Origin of the sequence: Parafilimonas sp. (assembly GCF_051953455.1) — a bacterium.
Taxonomy (GTDB): Bacteria; Bacteroidota; Bacteroidia; order Chitinophagales; family Chitinophagaceae; genus Parafilimonas.
The window spans coordinates 407,098-430,224 of sequence record NZ_JBQCIT010000014.1; the positions used below are offsets into that span (position 1 = coordinate 407,098).

The window sequence follows — 23,127 nt, forward strand, 5'->3', positions numbered from 1 at the left end:
GATGTTTAATTTGGGAAGTATAGTTGACAACTCTTTTTATTTTGCGCCATATAATTAAACAATAACAGCAGGTGTGTATGAATAAACCAAGTATCTTTTTCTTCCCAAAACTTTTTTATTGTTGTCTTATAGCTATAATATTTGTGAACTGTAAAGCTGATAAGGCAATAACCGCAGATACTTCTGTTAATGATCCGGGCATCTCCTTCTCACTGGCGCAAAAAAGGAAGGCCTTGCTTAATAATATTCATTACACAATTGCTGTGCATATTCCTGCAGCAACAGAAAATGCCATTACCGGGGAAGAAACGATTGCATTTGATCTTGCCAATGCACATGATAGTTTACTGATTGATTTCAAGAATGATTCCAGCCATGTTAAGTTGCTAAAGGTAAACGGAAAAGAGGCACGTGTAATAACAAGAAATGAACACATCTTTATACCGCCGCATCTTTTAAAAAAAGGAAGCAATAATATTAAAGTAAAATTTATTGCAGGCAACGAAGCGCTTACACGCAAGCCTGAATTTATGTACACTTTGTTTGTTCCTGAAAGGGCAAGAACTTTTATGCCCTGTTTTGATCAGCCCGACCTTAAAGCGGTTTTTACCGTGAAAGCAACAGTGCCATCAGGCTGGACTGCTGTTTCCAATGGCGCTGTGCAAAACACCCATGCCAGGAGAAATGAAAAAACCTATTCGTTTAAAACATCCGATACTATAAGCACTTATTTATTTTCTATTGTAGCCGGGAAATTTGAAAGAGCCACAAAAAAGTTCAATGACACACTCATAAACCTTTATTACCGCGAAACAGATACAGCTAAACTGCATTACAGCATTGATACTATTTTGCAGTTACAGTATGCTGCACTGCAATTCATGGAAAAATATACCGGTATTCCCTATCCTTTTCAAAAGCTGGATATTATTGCTATGCCTGATTTCCAGTTTGGGGGCATGGAGCATGTAGGCGCGATTGACTATAACGCATCTTCTCTCTTTCTTGATAAATCCGCTACGCAAAGCCAAAGGCTTGGCAGGTTAAAATTATTATCGCATGAAATAGCGCATGCATGGTTTGGTGACCTGGTTACCATGAAATGGTTCAATGATGTTTGGATGAAAGAAGTGTTTGCCAATTTTATGGCTGATAAAATAGCGGATGAACTGATGCCTGATGATAAAAGCAATTTCCGTTTTATGCTCGATCATTATCCTGCTGCCTATTCGGTTGACAGAACAGAAGGCACGCATCCCATCCGGCAGCAGTTAGATAACCTGAACCAGGCAGGTTTATTATATGGTGCAATTATTTATGATAAAGCGCCCATCGTTTTAAGACAACTGGAAAAGCTCGTGGGCACAGCTGCCTTTCAAAAAGGGGCGCAGGAATATCTGAAAACTTACGCCTATAAAAATGCAGGATGGCCTGATTTAATAACTATCATGCGTAAATCAGGCAATAAAGATATTACCGCGTGGAACGATACCTGGATTAACGGGGAAGGACGTCCTGTAATAAGCTATGCCATGGGTACTGCAAACGATATATATACGCAGTTTGTAATTGCACAGGCAGGTGAAGGCGGAAAAACGGGTTTGTGGAGCCAGCAATTTTCAATGGCATTTGTATATAAAGACAGTGTAAAAATATTGCCTGTGAATATGGATAAAAAATCTGTTGTATTAAAAGCGGCTGAAAAAATACAGCAGCCTTCATTTATATTATTCAATGCGCTGGGTAATGGTTATGGATTATTTCCTGCCGGTAAAAATATGCCGCCGAATATATACCTGCTGAAAGACCCGCTGATGCGTTTATCAGGGTACATTAACCTGTATGAAAATGTTTTGAATGGTTCTACATTAACACCGCAGGAATTTTTGAATACATGTATTAAAAGCCTGTCAACAGAAAAAGAAGAGCTTATCGTAAACCTTTTAAGCGGGCAGTTCAGCACTATTTATTGGCAATTTTTATTGCCTGCTGAAAGAGATACAATTGCCGCAGGAATGGAAACATCTGTATGGGAGTCTATGCTGCGTGCTGACAATGCAGCAAAAAAGCGTATCCTGTTTTTGTTATATAAAAGCATTGCAGTAACAAAGCCTGCCACAGAAAATATTTTTCATGTATGGCAAATGCAAAAAGCACCGCAGGGTGTGTTATTAACGCCCGATGATTATACATCAATGGCGGCTGACCTTGCCATACGGCAGTATCCTGCTACCGATACTATTTTAACTGCACAACTTTCAAGAATAACAGATGCAGACAGGAAAGCGAGGTTTAAATATTTGCTGCCATCACTTTCAAACAATCCAAATACAAGAGATTCCTTTTTTAATTCTTTATCGGTTAAAACCAACCGCATGAATGAAGCCTGGGTATTGACGGCACTCTCTTACCTGCATCACCCGCTAAGGACTGCTTACTCGGAAAAGTACCTGCCGCAAACATTGGATTGGTTGGCTGATGTGCAGCAAACCGGCAGTGTGTTCTTTGCTATGCGCTGGCTGAACACATCATTTGGCTCATACCAGTCGCAGAGCGCTGCTGATATGGTGCATTCGTTTTTAGAAAAGCACCCTGATTATAACCCTATACTGAAAAGAAAAATATACCAGGCAACTGATATGTTGTTCAGGGCGGAAAGAATCACGCTGCATATTAGTAGTGCTGCGCAATGATAATTATTAAAACCTACCGAAACTTTCAGATAAATAAGATATACGCGGGCAATTTTAGTAACATGATAAGCGAAGCAATGTGCAGCCCGAAAGAGTACTCACATTAAAACATCCTTTTTAAAATTACCCCACAACTTATTAAAACTGCCGCCATCATTTTCTTTCCAGCGCTGAAGCTTGTTGTGCATTTTCTGCCTGCGTTCTTCTTGTGCAGCATCAAAAAAAGCATGTATAAGTTCACCTTCCTGCTCAGCAGCAACAGTATTATACATCATTTTCAGTTTTCCTTCCTGCTGAATATTTTCTTTTACAATTTCTTTCTCCATTATCTCACGCAACCTTACTTTTTCATCATACGTTCCATCAGGCAATAATGATTTTGCAATTACAGGCATCAGTTCAATTAACACCAGAATAATAATCAGCAAATAATAACGAAACTGCGCAGCCGTATTATTTTTGATAAGGTTATGTAAAGCTTCTATCTGCGTTAAAAAACCATCATTCATTAAAACATTAAAAGCCTGCATTTCTTTTTGTTTGGTTTGATTGACGGTGCTTAATGCACTGTCAATATTATTTATCTCCGGCTGCACTTCAGCATTTAAACTATTATAGGCTTCATTAAGTTTTATATACTCATTTTGTTTTGCACGGGCAATATCCTTCAGGCCTATTTTACCACTGCCGCCCGTGCCATCGGTTTCAGCAATAAAAGCATTGCGGCTCGCTGCCACTTCATTATATTTTGCATTAAGCTGTTGCTGAATTGATTTTTTTTGCTGCAGCAAGCCGTTTATTTCAGGTGCATATAAACTATCCAGTTCACGCAGCTTGGCTATTTTTCTATGTTCATTATCCAAAGAAATCTGCACATGAATTTCTTTATTGAATAAATACAATAATGCAGGTTGCGCCATAAATGTTCCGATGGTTAGTGCCAGTAACATCCTGAAAACAATGGGTAATGCTTTGCGTTTATTGGCGGCTGTAATGCCTTTGATTAAAGTGCGGTCAATGCCAAGAATAATAAAGCCCATGAAGATACCCAGCAGTATGGCAGCAATCATACTGTTTACAACCGTACTGAAAAAATAACTCCAAGCAAGTGTGGCGAAGGCCCATGTTCCCAACACGGCTGCACCGGTAATGGCATAGCGGTTACGGTCAACAGAGCAATCTTTTATCAGCTCTTTTTCAGCAGTGGCCAGCCACCACAAAAACTGCGTGAATGATGAAGGCTTATAATCGTCCCTTCCCAAAAAAGAATGCGCATTCGATTCCATTAAATGAAATTTATTGGTGAATGATGGTTGGTGAAGATTGGGACTTTACTGGAAACGCAGCAAATTAATGCTGATTGTGCAGTTGGAGAAATTTAACGATTAGCTTTTAGAAAATTGCAAACTTTCCAAACGCTGCCATTTAAAATCTTGTATAAAGGGCAAGCTGTATAACGTTATTGGAAACATTATTTGCAGCGCCGTTTACATAGTGATTAAGATAACCTGCTTCCATATCAAACTTATGGCTAAACCGATAGCCAACGGCGCCATAAGCCCGGTTCTGATCGAATGCGCTGTTATTAAGCGCATCTTTGTTCTGTATATTGAAAAATATTTCATTTTGCACAGCAGCAAAAAGGCCTTTGCTGAATGCTGCTTCCTGCTTAACCAACGGAACAATTAATCTCGCAAAATATCTCAGCCGCTGAGAAAAAATATGATCAGCCTGCCGTTCTATAAACCGCTGCTCCAGCCGCAACCGGTTTTGCAAAGATGTTTGCCCCAGTTTTACAGCATAAACATATTGCTCAAAAATGCGGTTTTCTGTAAGTGCATTTTTTGCAGGCTCAGGCAATTTGTTAAACGAGCCGATATATGCATAACCGGCAGTTACGTTACTTTTGTTATTGATATAATAAGTAAGTCCCGGTCTTATCAAAATATTCCGTACGTAATCCCAGTTATCTGCAGAACGAAACTGCACATCTGATGTTAAACCAAAACTTTTCGAAAATTTATACGTATTAAACCAGGCCAGCCAGCCGGTGTTTTCCGATACAGTTTGAGCCACTGCGGATGTTTTGCAAAAGCAAAAAGCAATAATGATGAATAATAAAAACTTTTGTTTGCGCATGGGTTTTTGCGCAATATAAATTCGGATTATTTTTTATCAGCCTTTACCGGCATATCTTAACATTTATCATTGCAATTGCTCCGCCATCGCAATAATATCGTACGTACTACCCACCTCGCCTATTCTTGGAAAAATATATTCCAGGCTGCGCTTATGCGCATCTTCATTCCGGTCACTCATAGCATCGAATGCAAAACTTATATTGTAACCGAGCTCGCTTGCAGTTCTTGCCGTACCCTCCACGCCAATGCTCGTTGCAACGCCGGCCAACACGATGCCTGTGATATGCCGCCGCCTTAATTCATCATTCAATGACGTTTCAAAGAATGCGTTCCACGTATGTTTGGTGATGAAAATATCACTGCTTTCCATATGCAGTTTATCCGTTATTTTATACAGGTTTTCATCATCAGGATAGGCAGGCATTTTTGTTTCTTTCCTTGCATTCAGCCAGCGTCCGCCTGGTTTTACATTTACAAAAACAATGGGCAAACCCTTTCTCCTGAAAACTGAAATAAGCTTATTGACGTTGCTTAATATATCATCCATAGAATGCACAATGGGTACAGCCATTACTGAATTTTGAAGATCGATTAATACCAGGGCTGTGTTTATATCAATTGCTGTTATCATAATTTATTTTTAAGATGCCGGAGCTTCTTCAGCGGGTTGAATCATTTGCTGAACAGTTTTCCTTTTAATGCTGAATTTATTTTTTTGCAAAAAGCGGATATGCAAAATGCCGATCAGTATCGCTATGCATCCCTGCGCCAATACTGTATTGGGAACACCGATCCATTGTGATATGGAACCAACGATCAATCCGCCCAGTGGCTGCATACCAAAGAATGCCATTGCATAAAAACTAATCATCCTGCCGCGCATGGCAGGGTTTGCCGTGGTTTGAACAATGGTGTTGGTAATGGTAACCTGCGACATCATTCCAAAGCCTGTTAATACGGCGCAGGCAAGCGCAGTGGGGTAATGATGCATATAAGAAAACAATATCAGCCCAATGCCAAAGATCAATGTATTTATGCCAAGCACCTTTCTAAGGTTAGCCCTGGGTTTAAGCGAAGCTAAAAACATAGCACCGCTTAACGCGCCCAGGCCAATCATGCTGTCGATTACACCAAAAGTGGAAGCGTTTCCCTTAAAAATATCTTTGGCATATACGGGCATTAAGGTGGAGAAAGGCAAAACAAAAAGACTGATCAACCCAAGCATGAATATAATGAACCTTAACTGCTTTTCATTTTTTAAATAGCTCCACCCGTTTTTTATATCCTGTAAAATATTCTTCTTATGACGTTGCACTTCAGCTTTGGGAAGCCGTATCATTAACAAAGATGTAATAACAGCAATAAAGCTTATGGCGTTGATGCCAAAGCAAAATACATCACCAAATGTTTCAAGTATAAAACCGGCAATGGCAGGCCCTATTAACCTGGATAAATTAACCATGGAAGAATTTAAAGCAATGGCGTTGCCAAGGTATTTTTTATCTTCTATCAGTTCGTTCACCAGCGATTGCCTTGCAGGCACATCAAAGGCATTGATAATACCAAGCACAAAACTTAATGCTAAAATTGTCCATACAGAATAATGTCCGAAGAAAACAATAAGCGTTAATACTACAGCCTGCACCATTGAGACCACCTGCGTTATTAATAATACGCGGTAACGGTTATGCCTGTCGGCAGTGGCGCCGCCTACGAAAGAAAATATGAATGCAGGAAACATAGTGGCAAACAGCGAAAGCCCCAGCATAAACTTAGAGTGCGTAAGTGAATACACCACCCAGCTTACGGCTGTTTTCTGCATCCATGTACCCATAAGCGATAGGGATTGCCCTAAAAAATATAACCGGTAATTACGGCTCTTGAATGCTTCAAACGTTGTGATGTTGCGCTTATGTTTTGCTTCAGTCATCTTCAAAATCCACTATTTTTTTTAATGGCACCAACGCTTTTTTAAGCGCCTGTATTTCTGCCGCAGTGCAGGTTTGCATCACTGCCTGGTAAAGCCAGTTGTCTTTCTCATCCCTTACCTGCTTAACAATTGCCGTGCCTTTTGCAGAAAGCGATATGAGCGATTTACGTTTATCTTCCTTTGAGGCGCGCCTGTTAATGTACCCCATTTCGGTAAGGTGATTTAATATCTGCGACATTGACTGGGTAGTAATTTTTTCTGCAGTGGCCAGTTCGTTGGGCAGCATTTCCCCTGAACGGCTTAATAAGCCCAGCACCGATCTTTCGGTGAGCGAAAGGGTAATGCCCGTTGCAGAATGCCTGCGCAGTTTTTTTACAAGCCTTGTAACCGTGGTGCGAACTTCTGAAACAAGCTCAAGATTGGATTGCTTTGCCATATTATAAGTAAAACTTGTAAGTTTACCTTACAAAATTAAGTATAATAATGTTACATGTTTTTAAAAGTGCTACGCAGGTTTTAAATAATAAAAAATAAGCCCTGCGATGCAGAGCTTTATTTCAGCAATTGTAATATTTTAATTATGAAATATTGTTGGCCGCTTTATTAATCTTCTCTAAAATGCTGTGTGCTACTTCCATTGCAAGCAAACCATCAATTTCGTTCACAATGGTATTTTTATTCTGGCTGATCGATTTTACAAATGATTGTAGTTCTTCTTTTATAGCATTTACAGGCGTGGCAGGCGGGTTGATAATAGCAAGCGTTTTATTGCCGGATGGCGTTTCAATATCAAATGTAAACGCATCTTTATCTTCATTTGTTTTAAGCTTAATAATCTCGGTTTTCTTTTCAAGGAAATCGATGCCTATGTAAGCATCTTTCTGAAAAAGGCGCATCTTACGCATCTTCTTCATGCTTATACGGCTGCTGGTTAAATTGGCCACACAACCGTTATTAAATTCAATGCGAACGTTGGCAATATCAGGTGTATCGGTCATAACGGCAACGCCACTGGCCGAAATATGTTTTACATCGCTTTTTACAATCTTTAAAATAATATCTATATCATGGATCATGAGGTCGAGTATTACACTAACCTCGGTACCACGCGGATTAAATTGTGCAAGGCGGTGCACTTCAATAAACATAGGATTTAAAGTCATGTTATTTATGGCGAGAAATGCAGGATTAAATCTTTCCACATGACCAACCTGTAATTTTACACCTGCCTCTTTCACCATCTGTACTATCTGCTTTCCCTGATCAAGCGTGTCAGCCATTGGTTTCTCCACAAAAACATGCCTGCCTTTTTTTATAGCCGCCTGGCATAATTCAAAGTGAAGATTGGTAGGCGCTACTATATCCGCAGCATCGCATATATCAAGCAAGGCATTAATATCGGTAAATCTTCTTACCTGGTATTTTTCTTCAACTTCTTTTGCATTATTATCATCGGGATCGTAAAAACCAACAACTTCGGCGTTCTTAATTTCTTTCCAGTTATTCAGGTGAAATTTTCCAAGGTGGCCAACGCCAAAAATTCCAATCTTCAGCATACAAAATTTTGCGGGCAAAGATAAAGCGGTTTGCAGTTAACGTATATGGAAAGAATTACATCGCTTTTAAAGCCTTCCACATTTCTTCTGCAACAAACTTATTACCGGCATCGTTCAAATGAACAGTATCATGTGTAAGAATACCTGCTTCAACATTTGCATGATTATTTTCGTTTTCATGTAAAGCAAACAGAAGGCGCATATCGCATAAAGGCAAATGATAATCTGCCGCAATATTCCTGATTAATTGCGAATAGGTATCAAGTTCATCATCAGCCAGGTTTGAGCGGTCTGTTTTTTCGCCAACTACACTGGGGGTAATCAACAAAGTTTTTATATTATCTGCGAGTAGCTGCTTCACAATATTGCGGTAGGTTTTGTTGAAAGTATCTTCGTCGGTACCATTTGCATGCGAGTATTTATGCCATACATCGTTTATGCCAATCCATATAATAACTATATCCGGTGATTTCGAAATTACATCCCGCACTAACCGTTCCTGAAGATCAGTTACTTTATTTCCGGCAATGCCAGCTCCAACAAGGTTGTAATCGTTTATTTGCTGCTCTTTCAGCATGCGTTTCATTAAATATATATAACCGCCTCTGTTCGCGCCATATTCCGTGAGTGAATCGCCAAAAAAGATTACTTTTTTCCCTTTCTGTTTTTTGTCTTTCAAAAAAGAAATTATTATAACTACAGCAACTAAAAGAAATATCCAGGTTAGTTTGCCTGTAATGGCCGATAATAAATAGGTGTGATTAAATAACATCAGTCATGAGTGGCGTGGTTTCTTTACCCATTTTCTCAACAAATTTTCTTTCATCAACGAAGTAGCCATTACCTCTTGCACAGAAATGAACGCGCAGGTTTTCTATACTCATTGGGTTGCCTTCCGGGATATCAGCGATGTTCGTATGTATTACTTCGTGGCCGTCGATAATAACAATAAGGCCGCTGCCAATAGCTTCCATTTTATTGCCGCCTGTTATAATCATGCCCGTATCTTCTCCCAGCCCAATGCCTATACAGGCCGGGTTGCCGGCAACCGCTTGTGCCAGCCTTACAAAGCGGCCACGTTTCTCGAAGTGAGAATCGATGATAACATTATCAATTAAATGAAGGCCTGCCGTAAGTTTCACTTGTCCTTTTAAATGCGCACGAAAAGCATTGCCTTCATAGATCATGGTACTGCTCATAGCCATGGCGCCGGCAGATGTACCGGCAATAATAAAATCTTCGTTCCAATACCTTTCCCGCAAGGTTTTCATAAACGTAGTGCCGCCAAGCGTTGCCGTAAGCCGCAATTGGTTACCACCGCTAAACATTACACAATCACATTCTTTCAACCGTTTTAAATATTCAGGTTGCTGCAGTTCTTCCCGGGTGCGGATATGCATTAGCTTCACATTTATACAGCCTATTTTGCCAAAAGCATTAAGATAATTTTCGCCAACCTGGTGCGGTATCATAGAAGCTGTAGTAACCACCTCTATCCGCTTTTCAATACCGCCGGCTTCCTCAACAATCCGGCGCAAAATGCCCAGTTCAAAAAAGTTAAGATTATTCTTTTGCAACTCGCCTATCTCCGTTTCCACGCCTTTATCCTCTGCCCCGCCAATTGCAATCAGCTTTCCTTTTGGTATTTGCATACTCATAATAGTGATTATGCAAAAATAAGATAATCATTTTTTCAGGCACTGCGTAAAAACGTTAACGATTATTATGTGCATAGTATGAGGATAAAACAATATCATGTAAATGCCTGCTTGCGGCATAATTGTTGGTTAAAGCTGCAACATTATTTTTTGCATTATACTATACCGCATTACTTTGTAACCAGAGCATTTTTCAATCATAAATACAATCAATGCAAACGGGAGAAGATATAAAGATTTTAAATGAAAAAATTCAGCAGGCTTCCATATTTACTGAAACATTACGCAACACTTTAGGCAAAGTGATAATAGGCCAGTATGAAATGGTGGACCGTCTTATGATTGCTTTGTTGAGCAACGGGCATATTTTGCTGGAAGGGGTGCCGGGCCTTGCAAAAACGCTAACCATAAAATCGCTGGCGCAGGCCATACATGCAAAATTCAGCCGCATACAGTTTACGCCGGATTTGTTACCTGCCGATGTTACCGGCACTATGATTTATAATCAGCAACGCAACGAATTTATTGTGCGCAAAGGGCCCATTTTCGCCAATTTTATTTTGGCGGATGAAATAAACCGCGCCCCCGCAAAAGTGCAAAGTGCTTTACTGGAAGCCATGCAGGAAAAACAGGTTACTATTGGAGAACAAACATATCATTTGCAGGAGCCTTTTCTTGTGCTGGCAACGCAAAACCCGCTGGAGCAGGAAGGCACCTATCCACTGCCTGAAGCACAGGTTGACCGTTTTATGATGAAGGTGATTGTGAAATATCCTGATAAACAGGAAGAGCAAATGATTATCCGCAACCAGGTGCAGGGTATGCAATTACCAATTATAGAACCGGTGGTTAGCCTGGATGAAGTGAATGCAGGAAAAGTATTAACGAGGCAGGTTTATATTGATGAGAAAATTGAAAAATATATTGTTGATATAGTTTTTGCTACCAGGTTTCCGGATCAGTATAATTTATCAAAATTACGTGATATCATTAGCTATGGCGCTTCGCCAAGGGCAAGCATTAACCTTGCACTGGCTGCAAAAGCGCATGCCTTTATGCATAAACGCGGTTTTGTAATTCCGGATGATATAAAAACGATCTGCAAAGATGTATTGCGTCACCGCATTGGTTTAACCTACGAAGCAGAAGCAGAAAATATAACGGCGGAAACAATTATATCAGAGATTTTGAGAACGGTGAATGTGCCGTAAAGAGTTTGTAGTTTATAGTTAGGTTTTAAGTTTAATGAGGCGTCAAGCTACTCATAAAAATTGTTTGAGCCTCGGAACTTTTGAAGTTCAACAACTATAAACTACAAACCATAAACTACAAACCATAAATGGAAGTAAGCGAGTTATTAAAAAAAGTAAGGGCGCTCGAAATAAAAAGCAGGCGTTTAACCAATCACCTTTTTACGGGTGAATATCATACTGCTTTTCGCGGGCAGGGCATGGCGTTTAAAGAAGTGCGTGAATACCAGCCGGGGGATGATGTGCGGTTTATTGACTGGAATGTTTCTGCAAGAATGGATCATACCTACAGCAAAATCTTTGAAGAAGAAAGAGAGCTGAGTGTTTTTTTATTGATTGATGTAAGTGCCAGCAGTTTGTTCGGCACTTTTAAACAAAGTAAAAAAGATTTGATAACAGAAATGGCGGCCTTGCTTGCCTTTTCGGCTGTTAGTAATAACGATAAAGCGGGGCTTATTTTTTTTAGCAATAAAGTTGAAAAATATATTCCTGCAAAAAAAGGCAAAGAACATGTTTTATATATGCTGCGTGAAATGATAACCTTTCAGCCACGATCATCTCAAACGGATATTACGAAAGCCATCGCCTACCTGAACCGTGTTACAAGGCATAAAAGTATTGTTTTTATATTAAGTGATTTTGCTGATGCCGGTTATGAGCAAACGCTTAAAGTTGCCGCAAAACGCCATGATATAATTGGCATACAGGTGCATGATAAAAGGGATATTGATCTGCCTAAAATGGGTTTATTGCAATTGCAGGATGCTGAAACCGGCCGCAGCATTTTATTAAATACCAGCGATGTGGTAATGCGGGCAGAATATAACAGGCAATTCAACAAAATTCAGGAAGATGCGAGGCGCGTTTTCAGGCTTGCCGGCGCAGATCTTGTTCAACTTGCAACAGGCGACGATTATGTAAAAGCCTTGCAGCAATTTTTTATGAAGCGGGCATGAGAAACCGGTCAACAGTCAACAGTCAACAGTCAACAGTGGTTGCAACTTTCTCTTGTGCAATGAAGACGTTCTTAGTCCTTTTTGCATCAGCTATCTTTTTTACATCTTCCGCGCAAAGTGTATCTGCATCCATTGACAGGGATAAGATTTTATTGGGCGAACAGGTTACGCTTAAAATAAGTCTTAACAGGATAGATGAAAATAATTTCTTTGTTGCAACATGGCCGCAAATAAATGATACCATTAACCATGCAGAAATTGTGAAACGCGCTGCCATTGATACCATTAATGTCGCCGGCAATTTCACTTACCAGCAAAACTTTGTAATTACATCTTTCGATTCAGGCCGGTGGCAGCTTGGTCCTTTTAATTTTATTATCCAGGAAAAATCAACCGGCAAAAAAATACAGCTTCAAACCACACCGCTTTATTTAACCGTGCTTCCTGTGGATGTATCTTCTTTAAAAGAATATCATCCCATAAAAGATATTATTGATGTGCAAACAGGCTTTAACTGGCGGCCCGTAATTATAGCTGCGCTATTGGTTTTGCTGATAGCGATTATTGCACTCATCATCATAAAAAGAAAGAAAAAACCTGCACCGCAGCCCAAGCCTGAATTAAAAGGAACACCACTGGAAAGGGCTTTGGAGAAGCTAAAGGCTTTGCAGCAACAAAGCTTATCATCAACTGCCGCTGTAAAGAAATTCCATTCAGATATGGATGATGCCACGAGGCAGTATATTGAAGAAGTAACCAATATAAAAGCGCTGCATTTAACCGCAGGCGAATTATTACCCCGTCTTAAATTTTATATGCAGGATATAGCTGAAAGAAATAATTTCAGCCGGATATTCGATTTGAATGCATCGGTAAAATTTGCCCGGTATTTGCCCGGCGAAACAGAAAGCAAAAGCACGTTGCAGGAAGTTATCCGGATAATTAAAGACATTGATGAAAATATAAACAGGGCAAAAACAGATGCTGACAGACTGGTACCGAAATATTGAATTTGCGCATACCTGGGTTTTGGGTGCTTTATTGTTAATGCCCATATTAATTTATGAATATATAAGGCGCAACAAAAAGCAGCAGGCATCTATGCTGGTTACCACCACTTATTTTGTAAGGATAACCAAAAATCTGAGAGTATCGTTAAGGCATTTGCCTTTTGTGTTAAGATGCCTTGCCCTAATATGTTTAATTCTGGCGCTTGCCAGGCCACGCATCAAATTCACAGAAACGGAAAATGAAGGAGAAGGAATTGATATTGTACTGTGCTTTGATATAAGCGGCAGCATGACCGAAAAAGACTTTGACCCTAACCGGCTTGAAGCGGCGAAGCAGGTAGCATCGAGCTTTGTAAGCAACAGGCCGGGTGATGAAATTGGCATTGTAATTTTCAGTAACCTGAGTTTTACTTTGTGCCCGCTCACCTCCGATCACAATGCCCTTTTAAACCAGGTAAAAAATATACAAAGTGGTTACCTGCAGGATGAAGGAACAGCTATCGGCAGTGGTATTGCAACGAGTGTTGACAGGCTGCGTTACAGCAAAGTAAAAAGTAAAATAATCATTCTTTTAACCGATGGCGTTGATTTTGGAGGAACCATTCCTCCTGATATGGCGCTACAGATGGCAAAATATTACGGTATAAAAATCTATACCATTGGAGTGGGCTCCGAAAAAGAAGTGGATGAAGTGGTGGATTCACCGCTGGGGCCGGTTGTGCAGCATAAAACATTGCAGTACAATGAAACCCTGTTAAAAAAGCTTGCTGATGAAACGGGCGGCCAGTATTTCCATGCCATCGATAAATCTGCCCTGCAAAAAATTTATGGCAGTATAAACCAGCTTGAAAAATCTAAAATAGAAGTAAAAACTTATAACCGTTATACAGATAAATTTCTGCCCCTGCTTGTTGCCGCAGTTATTTATATTTTAATTGAAGTTTTGCTGCGTTATACGGTATTCCGGAAATTCCCTTAAACATTTTTTTTTGAAATCTGCACCAGCAAATAAAACAGTTATGTAAAATCATATCCTATATGGCTGTATTCAATAGCTTTCGCTTCAATATACCTTTTAAAACGAGTTAAATCTTCCTTTACTACTTCCTTCAGCCAGGGATTGATTACAGTTGCTGCGGCAGACCCGATATAACCGGCCGGAGGACGATAGCTGATCATAAGGTTAACCTCCGTTCCGCCGGTGGTGTTAGCAAATGTAATTTTACCAGCAGTTTCTATTTTAGAACCCGGGAGGGAGCGCCAGCTTAACTCACGGCCTTCTTCCTGGTCAATAATTTCGGCTTTCCATGCAATGGCGGGAAGGCGTCCAGGGGTTTTCAATACCCAAACGGAATGCAATTCATCAATCACCTTAATCTCTTTTATATGCTTTAAAAAACGTGGCAATCTTTCAAGGTTTCGCCATGATTCATAAACCAGTTGCCTTGGCGCTTTTACAATAAAGTAAGTCCTTATGTTTACAGCACGGGTATGCATTCTGTACTCTTCGCGTTTGGCCAACGCGGTTAGTAAACAATTGCCGGAGAGCCCCCTGTAAAGAAAATACATTCCGCCATAACGCAGCGCCTTCTTTACTATGCCTTGTTTTCCTTTTATGGCCATGCCATACAAAACGGCTCCGGCAGCCAGTGAAACGATGCGCCCTGTTTTTCCAACATTTATAACATTACTGTTTTCATATAATTTCGTTGCCCGTGGTTCAAACGCATTTCCGCTAAGTTTATAATTATGCATCTGTGAATTTTTTTTGTTTTATGCTGCAAAGCTCATTCCACTTATTACATTTATCAATTGCCTTCCTCTATCTTCGTTAAATGCTTGCGCGTATCTATAAATCAACAGGCAGTTGGTATACAGCAAAAACCGAAGATGGTGCAATTTACAATGCACGAATGAAAGGAATTTTTAAAATTGATGATATAACCTCCACCAATCCTGTTGCCGTGGGTGATATAGTTGAAATTGAAGTGGAAGATACCGCTGGCAACAATGCTATCATTCATGATATTTATGAAAGAAAGAATTATATAGCCCGCAATTCACCGAGGAATAAAAAGCAGCAGCATATAATTGCTTCCAATATTGACCAGGCTTTATTGCTTGCAACTTTAAAAGAACCGAGAACCTCGCAGGGCTTTATTGACAGGTGCCTTGTAGCGGCAGAAGCCTATCATATTCCATCTATAATTGTTTTCAATAAAACTGATATTTATAAAAAGAAGGAATGGGATTCTTTTGACAAGCTTAAACAGATTTATGAGAGCATTGATTATTCTGTGTATGCTATAAGTGTAAAAACAAATGAAGGGCTGGATGCAATAAAAAGCCTGTTGAAAAATAATACTACCCTGGTGTATGGTCACAGCGGCACCGGAAAATCCACATTCATTAATTATCTTCTTCCACATTTGGGGATTCGCACAAAAGAAGTGAGTAACTGGAGCGGCAAAGGCATGCACACCACCACTTATGCCGAGATGCACGACCTGTCCTTTGGCGGGAGAATAATTGATACGCCCGGCATACGGGAATTTGCATTAACCAATATGGAAAGGACTGAATTATCGCATTATTTTCCTGAAATGCGGAATTTATTGCAGCAATGCAGGTTTAATAATTGTTTGCATATTGAAGAACCGGGTTGTGCAGTAAAAGAAGCGGTAGAAGAAGGTAAAATATATATGGAACGTTATCTGAGCTATTATAACATCCTCGAATCTATTCCTGAAAATAATTACTAACCATTACGTAACCGGCCGGCAATTTTGTCTGCGTTCTTTTTGTCTTTGCCATTATACAACAGCGTAACGCCGTTGTAAACGCTGTATTGAAGGGATAAAGCATCGCCGCGATATTTGTAATGCCATTCAACCACTATGGCATCATCTTCTTTTGACATCAGGTGCACATGGCGGGTTTTGCTCAATACATTAGCAAGACGGTAAAAGTCCTGCAGGTTGCCGTTTTCACTAATAACCGTTTCGGTAAAGGTGCTGTATTCAAATGGTTTCATATTAATAATTAGTTAGCATTGCTCAACAATATTCATTCCATAACTGGCAAAAGCATTTCCTCAACTACTTAAGTTACAATGAATTAACACAATTGTGTATTAATCGTCGTAAATATTGATTGGGGAAACACTTACTGCCCCGGGTGTTTCAAAAACAGTAAGTTTTAAATTGCGGCCAACAGTCAACAGTTATCAGACAATAACTTAATCTATTTTGCTGCATTATATTCAGAAAACCAGGAAGAATATTTTGTGTAGTTTTTGGCAATGCGTTCTATTTCGCCATGTATACTGTCGGTTGAAATATCTTTTACTTTTTTAGCGGGAACGCCTGCATAAATTGCCCCTGATTCAACCACAGTACCTTCCAGCACAATGGCGCCGGCTGCAATTATGGAATTGCTTTTTATAATGCACCTGTCCATTACAATGGCGCCCATTCCAATCAGCACATCGTCTTCTATTGTACAGCCGTGCACAATAGCGTTGTGGCCAATGGATACATTGTTTCCTATTTCGGTTGCATTTTTTTGATAAGTGCAATGAATAACGGCGCCGTCCTGCACATTAACCCGGTTGCCTATTTTTATATGGTTTACATCGCCGCGAACAACAGCATTAAACCATACACTGCATTCATCTCCCATAATAACATCGCCAACCACAGCGGCATTGGGTGCAATAAAACAGTTTGAGCCAAAACGGGGAGATTTATCGAGACAGGGAATGATAAAAGCCATAATTCAGAATTTTTATTTACCCAAAGATAACCAATATGTTAAAGGCTAACCATCAGGTATGGAAATTGAAATAGTTATTAGCGGTAAAGTTCCAGGCAAAAACACAAACCACCGCCAGCACTTTTGAAACGTAGAAGTTTACGGAAAATCTTTCATTAAACAGATAAACAAACATATTATTCAATGCCAGGCCCACTATAGAAATAAGTATAAATTTTATGAAAAAGATATTTGTATTGCCCGTAGCCTGGAAAGTCCATTTAAGGTTGAGATAAAAATTATTGATCACCGCGCAGGTAAAGCCAAGGCTATTGGCCATGTACTTATTTATCTTTAATTTTTCTTTTAATAACCAGGTTACCAGGAAATCAACAAGCATCCCGATAAACCCGACTATACCGAACTTAAGTACTTTCTCAAAAAATTCCATGACGCAAAATAAAGTCCGGTTGTGATATTATAAGTTTTCGTATAAAAAATGCTTCATTTTTTTACAATGTATGCCGGTTTCTTCAGGTTCAAATTCAAAAGATATTGCAGTAAACTACCGCGCAAATAATATTTGTTTCACTAAAGCAACCTTTACAAATTCCTGCTGGTTTAATATGCCATAGCAATAATCGAATCGATTCTGATTAAGCCAACATTACAATTTTCGGAGGACTGTTAAACCAACCCTTCGAATAAAGATTCTGTATATCATCCATTAATTCTCGTTAATAGGGATTTTTTATTACCATTTAAAACTCATGCAATGAAAAGCATCTCAAATAATATCAAACATTTAATAGTGCATAGCAGCAGGCAGCAATTTATTATATATCTAAGCATAGCTTTTGCTGGTTTCATTTTAGCAAGCGGATGTAAAAAATCAAATGATAACACACCGCCCCCACCACCGCCTTCGCCTATACAGGTTCAGCTTGCAACAAATGCTTCACTAGGAAAAATTCTTACAGATAAAGACGGCAGAACCTTATACTATTTTGCCAACGATGCGTCGGGCACGAGCACATGCTCAGGCGGATGCGAAGCTGTATGGCCGGCGTTTACCATAGATGCCATTACAGCGGATAAATTTGGCGACGGCCTCAACGTTGCTGATTTCGGTACCACCACTAATGCTTCCGGTAAAACGCAATTGGTGTATAAAGGCAGGCCACTTTATTATTATGCGCCCGATGTAAGTGGCACCAACACACCTGAAGCGCCGGGCGAAACCACAGGCGAAAATGTTGGTGGTATATGGTTTGTTGCAAAACCTGATTACACGATTATGCTTACCAATGCCCAGTTGGTGGGTCACGATGGAAAAAATTATACTTCAGATTATACAGAAGGAACAGGGAAAACATTATATTTTACAGATGGCAATGGCATTACGCTGTATACATTTATTAATGATAAGTTTGATAAAAATAATTTCACCAAGCCCGATTTTTCCAACGATGCCATATGGCCCATTTATCAGCAAGGTGATGTGGTAGCGCCTTCTTCACTGGATGCATCTTTATTCAATACCATTGATGTATTTGGCAAAACACAGCTTACGTATAAAAGCTGGCCATTGTATTATTTTGGCCAGGATGCAATGGTAATGGGCGCAAACAAGGGCATTTCATTTCCTGTGCCCGGAATATGGCCGGTGCCGGTTAAAGATATAGCGCCAGCCACGCCTTAAAAAAATATGGTTGCGCCCTGCCTGGTGCATGGCGCAACTATCTTCTTCAAACTTTATGCATCCTGCCCGAATGTGAGCAAATTGTTATCCGGATCAAGCAAAGAAAACTCCTTCTGCTTCCAGGGTTTTAATTCGAGGTGCCCATTTGGATGTATTGCTATTTTGTTATCCAGCAACCATTGATAAAAGGTGTCAATATCATTTGTTCTGATATATACCTGGCCATAATTTTCTTTTGGATCAAGTTCTTTAAATTCAAAAAAATGAATTTGAATATTATCTTTTTGCATCATGAGATAGCCGTCATAATCGCCGCCAAACTGTTCAAAGCCTAATTGATTAATGTAATAATCTTTTGTAACGGATTTATTGCGCATGGGCAGTTTTGGATGAATGGATGTAAGCATTGTGTTTTTATTTTACAGGTTAAATATTATTATTTTCTCTGTCAATTACGCCTTCTCCACCACCGGCGCATTATCTTTTAAATGCCAGCAATACAAACAGCCATACGTTCTGTAAGGCGACCATTTGCCTGATATCTTCAGCAGCCTTTCGTTCAGTTTTTTCTTATCAAGTTTTTCCAGTTTATAAATTTTAATCATGGCTGAACGTACGCCATAATCATCAATAGAAAAAACATCTTCACGGCCAAGCGCAAACATCAGCAGCATTTCAACCGTCCATTTACCCACGCCTTTTATTTGCGTAAGCAATGCAATAATATCCTCATTGCTCATGGCATGCAGCTTTTTGTCGGTTACCTTATGCTCCATGCAAAAGACAGCTACATTTTTTACATAATTAACTTTGGCATTTGATAAACCAATGGCTCGCAGCATTTCATTCGGTGTATCAATTATCTGCTGCGGTTTTGGTGGTTTATCATTATACAAGGCAAGAAATCGTTTATAAATAACGTCGGCCACTTTTGTACTCAACTGCTGGCTCATAATACTGCCAATTAATTGCACCGGAATATTCTTATGCGGCTGTATGCGTTCATGCACAGGGCCGTTTATAAACGCAGCCAGCTTTTTATCTTTACTTAAATGTTCGATGTATTCCATTAAGTCAAAAATAAAAATTCAAAACTCAAAAATGTGAGCTTTTTTTAATGGCTACGGCACCAGCAGGCTTTTGAATAAAGTAGTATCGCCGCTAAACACATTAAAATCAACCCGTGTTTTTATACCGTTTACTTTGCCGGTTGCATTGTGCTGCCAGAAATACCAGCCTTCAGCAACACCGGGTTGTTCTTTTACAAAATAATGTGCCACCCACAATGGGTATTCATCAAACTCATGGCCAAGGAAATTTTTGTAAAACGATGCGCTGGTATAAATAACCGGTTTTACATTATAAGCATCTTCAACGTCAGTAATCCATGCACGAATGCGGCTGCGCATACTGTCTGGCCGCACGCCATATAATTCCTCAATATCAAGTACAGGAGGCAAATCTCCAGGCTCCAGCTGGACATGCTTAATAAAATTCTGCGCCTGTTTGCGGCCGCTTTTGGTGGCCAGGAAAAAATGATAAGCGCCGCGTGTTATATTGGTTTCTTTTGCTTTTTGCCAGTTGCGTTTAAACTGCCTGTCGACATTACTAAGCCCTTCAGTAGCCTTAATAAATGCAAATTTTATGCTGATGTCCTGGTCCTGCATCTGTGCCACTGCAGGCCAGTGAATATTACCCTGGTAATTGCTTACATCAATACCATGAATAGTATAACCCAGCGGTACCTGTATGCCAAAACCGGGATAAAGTGCAAAACGGGCTGCTTCTTTTTTATGTTTGATGAGATATTGAACCCAGATAAATAGCGATAAGGCTGCCACAATCACCGAAGCGATAATAAATAATTTGTTACCAGCCTTTTTCTTAGAACGTTTACCTTTCGCCATTCCTCTGCAATTGTTATCAGCAATTATTATTTATAAACGATTAATGCGGCAATTCTAATATTTTATTATTGAAAAGTTCACAGAAGGTTTGCAAAAATGCAATCAAACCTCAGCCCCATCTTTTAAAGCAAAAGATTGCAACCAATAACAATTTCCTGTTTTATTTTAGCGCCATGCTGAATAAAGAAACGCTTGCGTTGGCTAAAAAGCTCTGGGATTATCATCACACGAACCATACACTGGAAAAAGCGGATTGCATACTGGCATTGGGCAGCCACGACCTGCGTGTAGCGGAACGCGCTGCACAATTATACCTTGATGGCTGGGCGCCGTTGCTTATTTTCTCCGGCGGGCTCGGTAATTTCACCAAAGAAATGTGGACACAGTCTGAAGCAGATTTATTTGCTGAAGTTGCCCTAAAAATGGGGGTTTCAAAAGATGCAATACTTATTGAGAACAAATCAACCAATACCGGTGAAAACATTTTGTTCACACAACAACTGCTGAAAGGAAAAAATTTGGATCCAACATCTTTTATTGTAGTGCAGAAGCCATATATGGAAAGAAGAAGTTATGCCACTTTCAAACAGCACTGGCCGGATAAAAAGCTGGTGGTTACTTCCCCACAAATTGCATTTGAAGATTATCCCACACAAGAAATATCGATGGAAAAAGTAATTCATATTATGGTGGGTGATTTGCAACGCATAAAGTTTTACCCGGCGAAAGGCTTCCAGGTTTATCAGCAAATTCCGGATGACGTTTGGCAGGCTTATGAACAGCTTGTTGCCGCGGGATTTGATAAACATTTAATGAAAGATTGAAACCCTTTCAAATTTGAACTCATTAATTTAATACAACCTGTTTTATTTAATAAATGCTATCCTGTAAACCACCGCATAATCTGAAGGGTAATTTTTGTGCGGTTTTATAACTAAACCGTTTTTGGTTTGAGACCAGCTTACTTTGTCATTGCTGCCAACCAATACAACAGATTCAATTGCTTTATTGCCTGAAGCTGATGACAGGTTTTTTATAAGAATATCTTCGTGCGGAATATCCATCATTATGGCATACAGCGTATCGCCTTTAGTGGTAAACCGTATATCATCGGCTGTAAAAGGTTTATCTTTTGCATCGCTGAAAGCGCCGCCGGCCACTTCTGTGGGCCCTTCACCAAAAATTTTCCACGGCCGTGTTGCATAAATAGCTTCGCCGTTTATAGCAAGCCATTTGCCCATTTCAAGCAAACGCTGCTGTGCTTCTTCAGGAATGGTTCCGTCAGGCCGCGGCCCGATATTCAATAAGAGGTTACCGTTCTTGCTAACAATATCAATTAAATTATTAATGAGATATTTGGCAGTTTTAAAACTATCATTAGGTATATAACCCCAGGATTTATAGCTGATGGCATCATCTGTTTGCCAGGGCAGTTTCCTGATGCCTGTAAGTTTGCCGCGTTCAATATCCAGCACGGTTGTTCCTTCAGGATAAGCAAGCGCATATTTATTATTTATTACAACACCTTTATTCCATTCCAGGCCTTTATTGTAATAATAAGCGGCAAAGCTTTTACGATATGGCTCCAGTGCAGGCTGTTCAATCCACCAGTCGAACCAGAACAATTGCAGCTGGTATTTGTTTACTAACTCCGTGCACCGCAGCAGCCAGTCGTTCATATATTCGGGGCTCATTGTTTCATTTTGTTCTCTTGCAGGGCCGTAAAAATCTGCGTATGCCGGATCATTCACATCACTGTTTAATTTCCTGCCGCCATTCATAAACCACCAATGTTCTATGCGATGCGATGATACACCGAAAATCAAGCCGGCCTTTTTAACGGCTGTATCCAGCTCGCCTACTATATCGCGGTGCGGCCCCATTTCTGCTGCATTCCATTTTGACAAAGCTGTTTTATACATGGCAAACCCATCATGATGCTCGGCAACGGGCACTACATATTTAGCGCCGGCCTTTTTAAAAAGCGCCACCCATTCATCTGCATTAAATTTTTCTGCTTTGAACATGGGAATAAAATCCTTGTAGCCAAACTTATTTTGCGGGCCATATTTCTCAACATGATGCTTATATTCTTCAGATCCCTGCTGGTACATATTGCGCGGATACCATTCATTTCCAAACGCCGGCACGGAATAAACGCCCCAGTGAATGAAGATGCCAAACTTCGCATCGCGAAACCACTCCGGGGTTTGATATTTTGAAAGCGATTCCCACGTGGGCTGATACCGGTCTTGTGCAAACGGAGCGGTATTAAAAAAAAGTAATGCTGCAACAACAATAATAAATTCTGGAATTTTCATTTGCAATCGTTTTGTGATTTTATGCGCCGATCTTCTTTATGTTGATAAAAAAGATTAATGCTGGTTTATAATTCTGTATAATTAATTTCTTTCTTCTCAATTTTTATTATGTATGCTTTGAGGCTTTTAAATTAAAGCAATCATGCAAAGAAATCAAAGATATAAGCAGGTTAAATTTTTCATTGCAGCCAAAGCATGATTTAAATCATCTTTTCCGGCAGTGGGTTATGCCGGCAATCATCTTTCACGC

24 protein-coding genes are annotated in these 23,127 nt (G+C 39.8%); 8 read left to right on the top strand and 16 right to left on the bottom strand.

What is annotated here, in order from left to right; genetic code table 11:
• Positions 1-143 precede the first annotated feature (143 nt).
• The gene (locus ACTHN6_RS06440) at positions 144-2,693 is read left to right on the top strand and encodes a M1 family metallopeptidase (protein WP_440434907.1); all 2,550 of its coding nucleotides are present in this window, start codon (positions 144-146) and stop codon (positions 2,691-2,693) included.
• 98 nt (positions 2,694-2,791) lie between these two features.
• On the opposite strand, the gene ACTHN6_RS06445 is transcribed toward ACTHN6_RS06440, so the two are convergent.
• The 8 genes from ACTHN6_RS06445 to ACTHN6_RS06480 all read right to left on the bottom strand — a co-directional run bounded on the left by ACTHN6_RS06445 (position 2,792) and on the right by ACTHN6_RS06480 (position 9,978).
• The gene (locus ACTHN6_RS06445) at positions 2,792-3,979 is read right to left on the bottom strand and encodes a DUF4407 domain-containing protein (protein WP_440434908.1); all 1,188 of its coding nucleotides are present in this window, start codon (positions 3,977-3,979) and stop codon (positions 2,792-2,794) included.
• A 139-nt stretch (positions 3,980-4,118) separates the two neighbouring features.
• Positions 4,119-4,769 carry a DUF2490 domain-containing protein gene (locus ACTHN6_RS06450; RefSeq protein WP_440434909.1) on the bottom strand — a complete coding sequence of 217 codons (651 nt, stop codon included), beginning with the start codon at positions 4,767-4,769 and terminating at the stop codon, positions 4,119-4,121.
• A gap of 129 nt (positions 4,770-4,898) precedes the next feature.
• Positions 4,899-5,465, bottom strand: a complete 567-nt coding sequence (locus ACTHN6_RS06455) for an isochorismatase family protein (RefSeq protein ID WP_440434910.1) — start codon at positions 5,463-5,465, stop codon at positions 4,899-4,901.
• 9 nt (positions 5,466-5,474) lie between these two features.
• Positions 5,475-6,764: an MFS transporter gene (locus tag ACTHN6_RS06460; protein ID WP_440434911.1), complete on the bottom strand. Its 1,290-nt coding sequence runs from the start codon at positions 6,762-6,764 to the stop codon at positions 5,475-5,477.
• Positions 6,757-7,200 (bottom strand): MarR family winged helix-turn-helix transcriptional regulator, encoded by a 444-nt coding sequence (locus tag ACTHN6_RS06465; protein ID WP_440434913.1) that lies wholly within the window; start codon positions 7,198-7,200, stop codon positions 6,757-6,759. Before ACTHN6_RS06465 ends, ACTHN6_RS06460 begins: the two co-directional genes overlap by 8 nt.
• A 142-nt stretch (positions 7,201-7,342) precedes the next feature.
• The gene (locus tag ACTHN6_RS06470; protein ID WP_440434914.1) at positions 7,343-8,320 is read right to left on the bottom strand and encodes a Gfo/Idh/MocA family protein; all 978 of its coding nucleotides are present in this window, start codon (positions 8,318-8,320) and stop codon (positions 7,343-7,345) included.
• Positions 8,321-8,375: 55 nt separating this feature from the next.
• Positions 8,376-8,999: an SGNH/GDSL hydrolase family protein gene (locus tag ACTHN6_RS06475; RefSeq protein WP_440434915.1), complete on the bottom strand. Its 624-nt coding sequence runs from the start codon at positions 8,997-8,999 to the stop codon at positions 8,376-8,378.
• A gap of 82 nt (positions 9,000-9,081) precedes the next feature.
• A complete protein-coding gene (locus tag ACTHN6_RS06480) occupies positions 9,082-9,978 on the bottom strand; it encodes a cyanophycinase (RefSeq protein WP_440434916.1) in 897 nt (298 codons plus the stop codon).
• A 212-nt stretch (positions 9,979-10,190) separates the two neighbouring features.
• Here ACTHN6_RS06480 and ACTHN6_RS06485 point away from each other — a divergent pair, with 212 nt between their 5' ends.
• The 4 genes from ACTHN6_RS06485 (at position 10,191) to ACTHN6_RS06500 (ending at position 14,173) form a co-directional block, all read left to right on the top strand.
• Complete coding sequence (locus ACTHN6_RS06485) at positions 10,191-11,189, top strand: AAA family ATPase (RefSeq protein WP_440434917.1); 999 nt, start codon at positions 10,191-10,193, stop codon at positions 11,187-11,189.
• A 128-nt stretch (positions 11,190-11,317) separates the two neighbouring features.
• Positions 11,318-12,184, top strand: a complete 867-nt coding sequence (locus ACTHN6_RS06490) for a DUF58 domain-containing protein (protein ID WP_440434918.1) — start codon at positions 11,318-11,320, stop codon at positions 12,182-12,184.
• A gap of 59 nt (positions 12,185-12,243) precedes the next feature.
• A complete protein-coding gene (locus ACTHN6_RS06495; RefSeq protein ID WP_440434919.1) occupies positions 12,244-13,194 on the top strand; it encodes a hypothetical protein in 951 nt (316 codons plus the stop codon).
• Positions 13,166-14,173, top strand: coding sequence for a VWA domain-containing protein (locus ACTHN6_RS06500; protein ID WP_440434920.1), 1,008 nt, complete (start codon positions 13,166-13,168; stop codon positions 14,171-14,173). The genes ACTHN6_RS06495 and ACTHN6_RS06500 overlap by 29 nt, the downstream gene beginning before the upstream one ends.
• A 38-nt stretch (positions 14,174-14,211) precedes the next feature.
• Here the strand turns inward: ACTHN6_RS06500 and ACTHN6_RS06505 are convergent, their stop codons facing one another.
• Complete coding sequence (locus ACTHN6_RS06505; RefSeq protein ID WP_440434921.1) at positions 14,212-14,949, bottom strand: SRPBCC family protein; 738 nt, start codon at positions 14,947-14,949, stop codon at positions 14,212-14,214.
• 80 nt (positions 14,950-15,029) lie between these two features.
• Between ACTHN6_RS06505 and rsgA the strand changes: the two genes are divergently transcribed.
• Positions 15,030-15,956 carry a ribosome small subunit-dependent GTPase A gene (gene rsgA, locus ACTHN6_RS06510; RefSeq protein ID WP_440434922.1) on the top strand — a complete coding sequence of 309 codons (927 nt, stop codon included), beginning with the start codon at positions 15,030-15,032 and terminating at the stop codon, positions 15,954-15,956.
• On the opposite strand, the gene ACTHN6_RS06515 is transcribed toward rsgA, so the two are convergent.
• From ACTHN6_RS06515 to ACTHN6_RS06525, 3 genes are all read right to left on the bottom strand, one after another.
• Positions 15,953-16,228, bottom strand: coding sequence for a hypothetical protein (locus tag ACTHN6_RS06515; RefSeq protein WP_440434923.1), 276 nt, complete (start codon positions 16,226-16,228; stop codon positions 15,953-15,955). The genes rsgA and ACTHN6_RS06515 overlap by 4 nt on opposite strands.
• 209 nt (positions 16,229-16,437) lie before the next feature.
• Positions 16,438-16,968, bottom strand: a complete 531-nt coding sequence (locus ACTHN6_RS06520; protein WP_440434924.1) for a gamma carbonic anhydrase family protein — start codon at positions 16,966-16,968, stop codon at positions 16,438-16,440.
• A gap of 52 nt (positions 16,969-17,020) precedes the next feature.
• The gene (locus ACTHN6_RS06525) at positions 17,021-17,398 is read right to left on the bottom strand and encodes a GtrA family protein (protein WP_440434925.1); all 378 of its coding nucleotides are present in this window, start codon (positions 17,396-17,398) and stop codon (positions 17,021-17,023) included.
• A gap of 324 nt (positions 17,399-17,722) precedes the next feature.
• Between ACTHN6_RS06525 and ACTHN6_RS06530 the strand changes: the two genes are divergently transcribed.
• Positions 17,723-18,649 (top strand): COG4315 family predicted lipoprotein, encoded by a 927-nt coding sequence (locus ACTHN6_RS06530; RefSeq protein WP_440434926.1) that lies wholly within the window; start codon positions 17,723-17,725, stop codon positions 18,647-18,649.
• 53 nt (positions 18,650-18,702) lie between these two features.
• Here ACTHN6_RS06530 and ACTHN6_RS06535 read toward each other — a convergent pair whose 3' ends face one another.
• The 3 genes from ACTHN6_RS06535 to ACTHN6_RS06545 are packed head-to-tail and all read right to left on the bottom strand — an operon-like array spanning position 18,703 to position 20,556.
• Positions 18,703-19,056 carry a bleomycin resistance protein gene (locus ACTHN6_RS06535; RefSeq protein WP_440434927.1) on the bottom strand — a complete coding sequence of 118 codons (354 nt, stop codon included), beginning with the start codon at positions 19,054-19,056 and terminating at the stop codon, positions 18,703-18,705.
• Between the two features lie 45 nt (positions 19,057-19,101).
• A complete protein-coding gene (locus ACTHN6_RS06540) occupies positions 19,102-19,719 on the bottom strand; it encodes a DNA-3-methyladenine glycosylase family protein (RefSeq protein ID WP_440434928.1) in 618 nt (205 codons plus the stop codon).
• 51 nt (positions 19,720-19,770) lie between these two features.
• Entirely contained in the window at positions 19,771-20,556 is a 786-nt protein-coding gene (locus ACTHN6_RS06545) for a glycoside hydrolase family 25 protein (protein WP_440434929.1), read from the bottom strand.
• Between the two features lie 68 nt (positions 20,557-20,624).
• Here ACTHN6_RS06545 and ACTHN6_RS06550 point away from each other — a divergent pair, with 68 nt between their 5' ends.
• Entirely contained in the window at positions 20,625-21,380 is a 756-nt protein-coding gene (locus tag ACTHN6_RS06550; RefSeq protein ID WP_440434930.1) for a YdcF family protein, read from the top strand.
• Between the two features lie 42 nt (positions 21,381-21,422).
• On the opposite strand, the gene ACTHN6_RS06555 is transcribed toward ACTHN6_RS06550, so the two are convergent.
• Positions 21,423-22,877 (bottom strand): alpha-L-fucosidase, encoded by a 1,455-nt coding sequence (locus tag ACTHN6_RS06555; RefSeq protein ID WP_440434931.1) that lies wholly within the window; start codon positions 22,875-22,877, stop codon positions 21,423-21,425.
• Between the last annotated feature and the right edge of the window lie 250 nt (positions 22,878-23,127).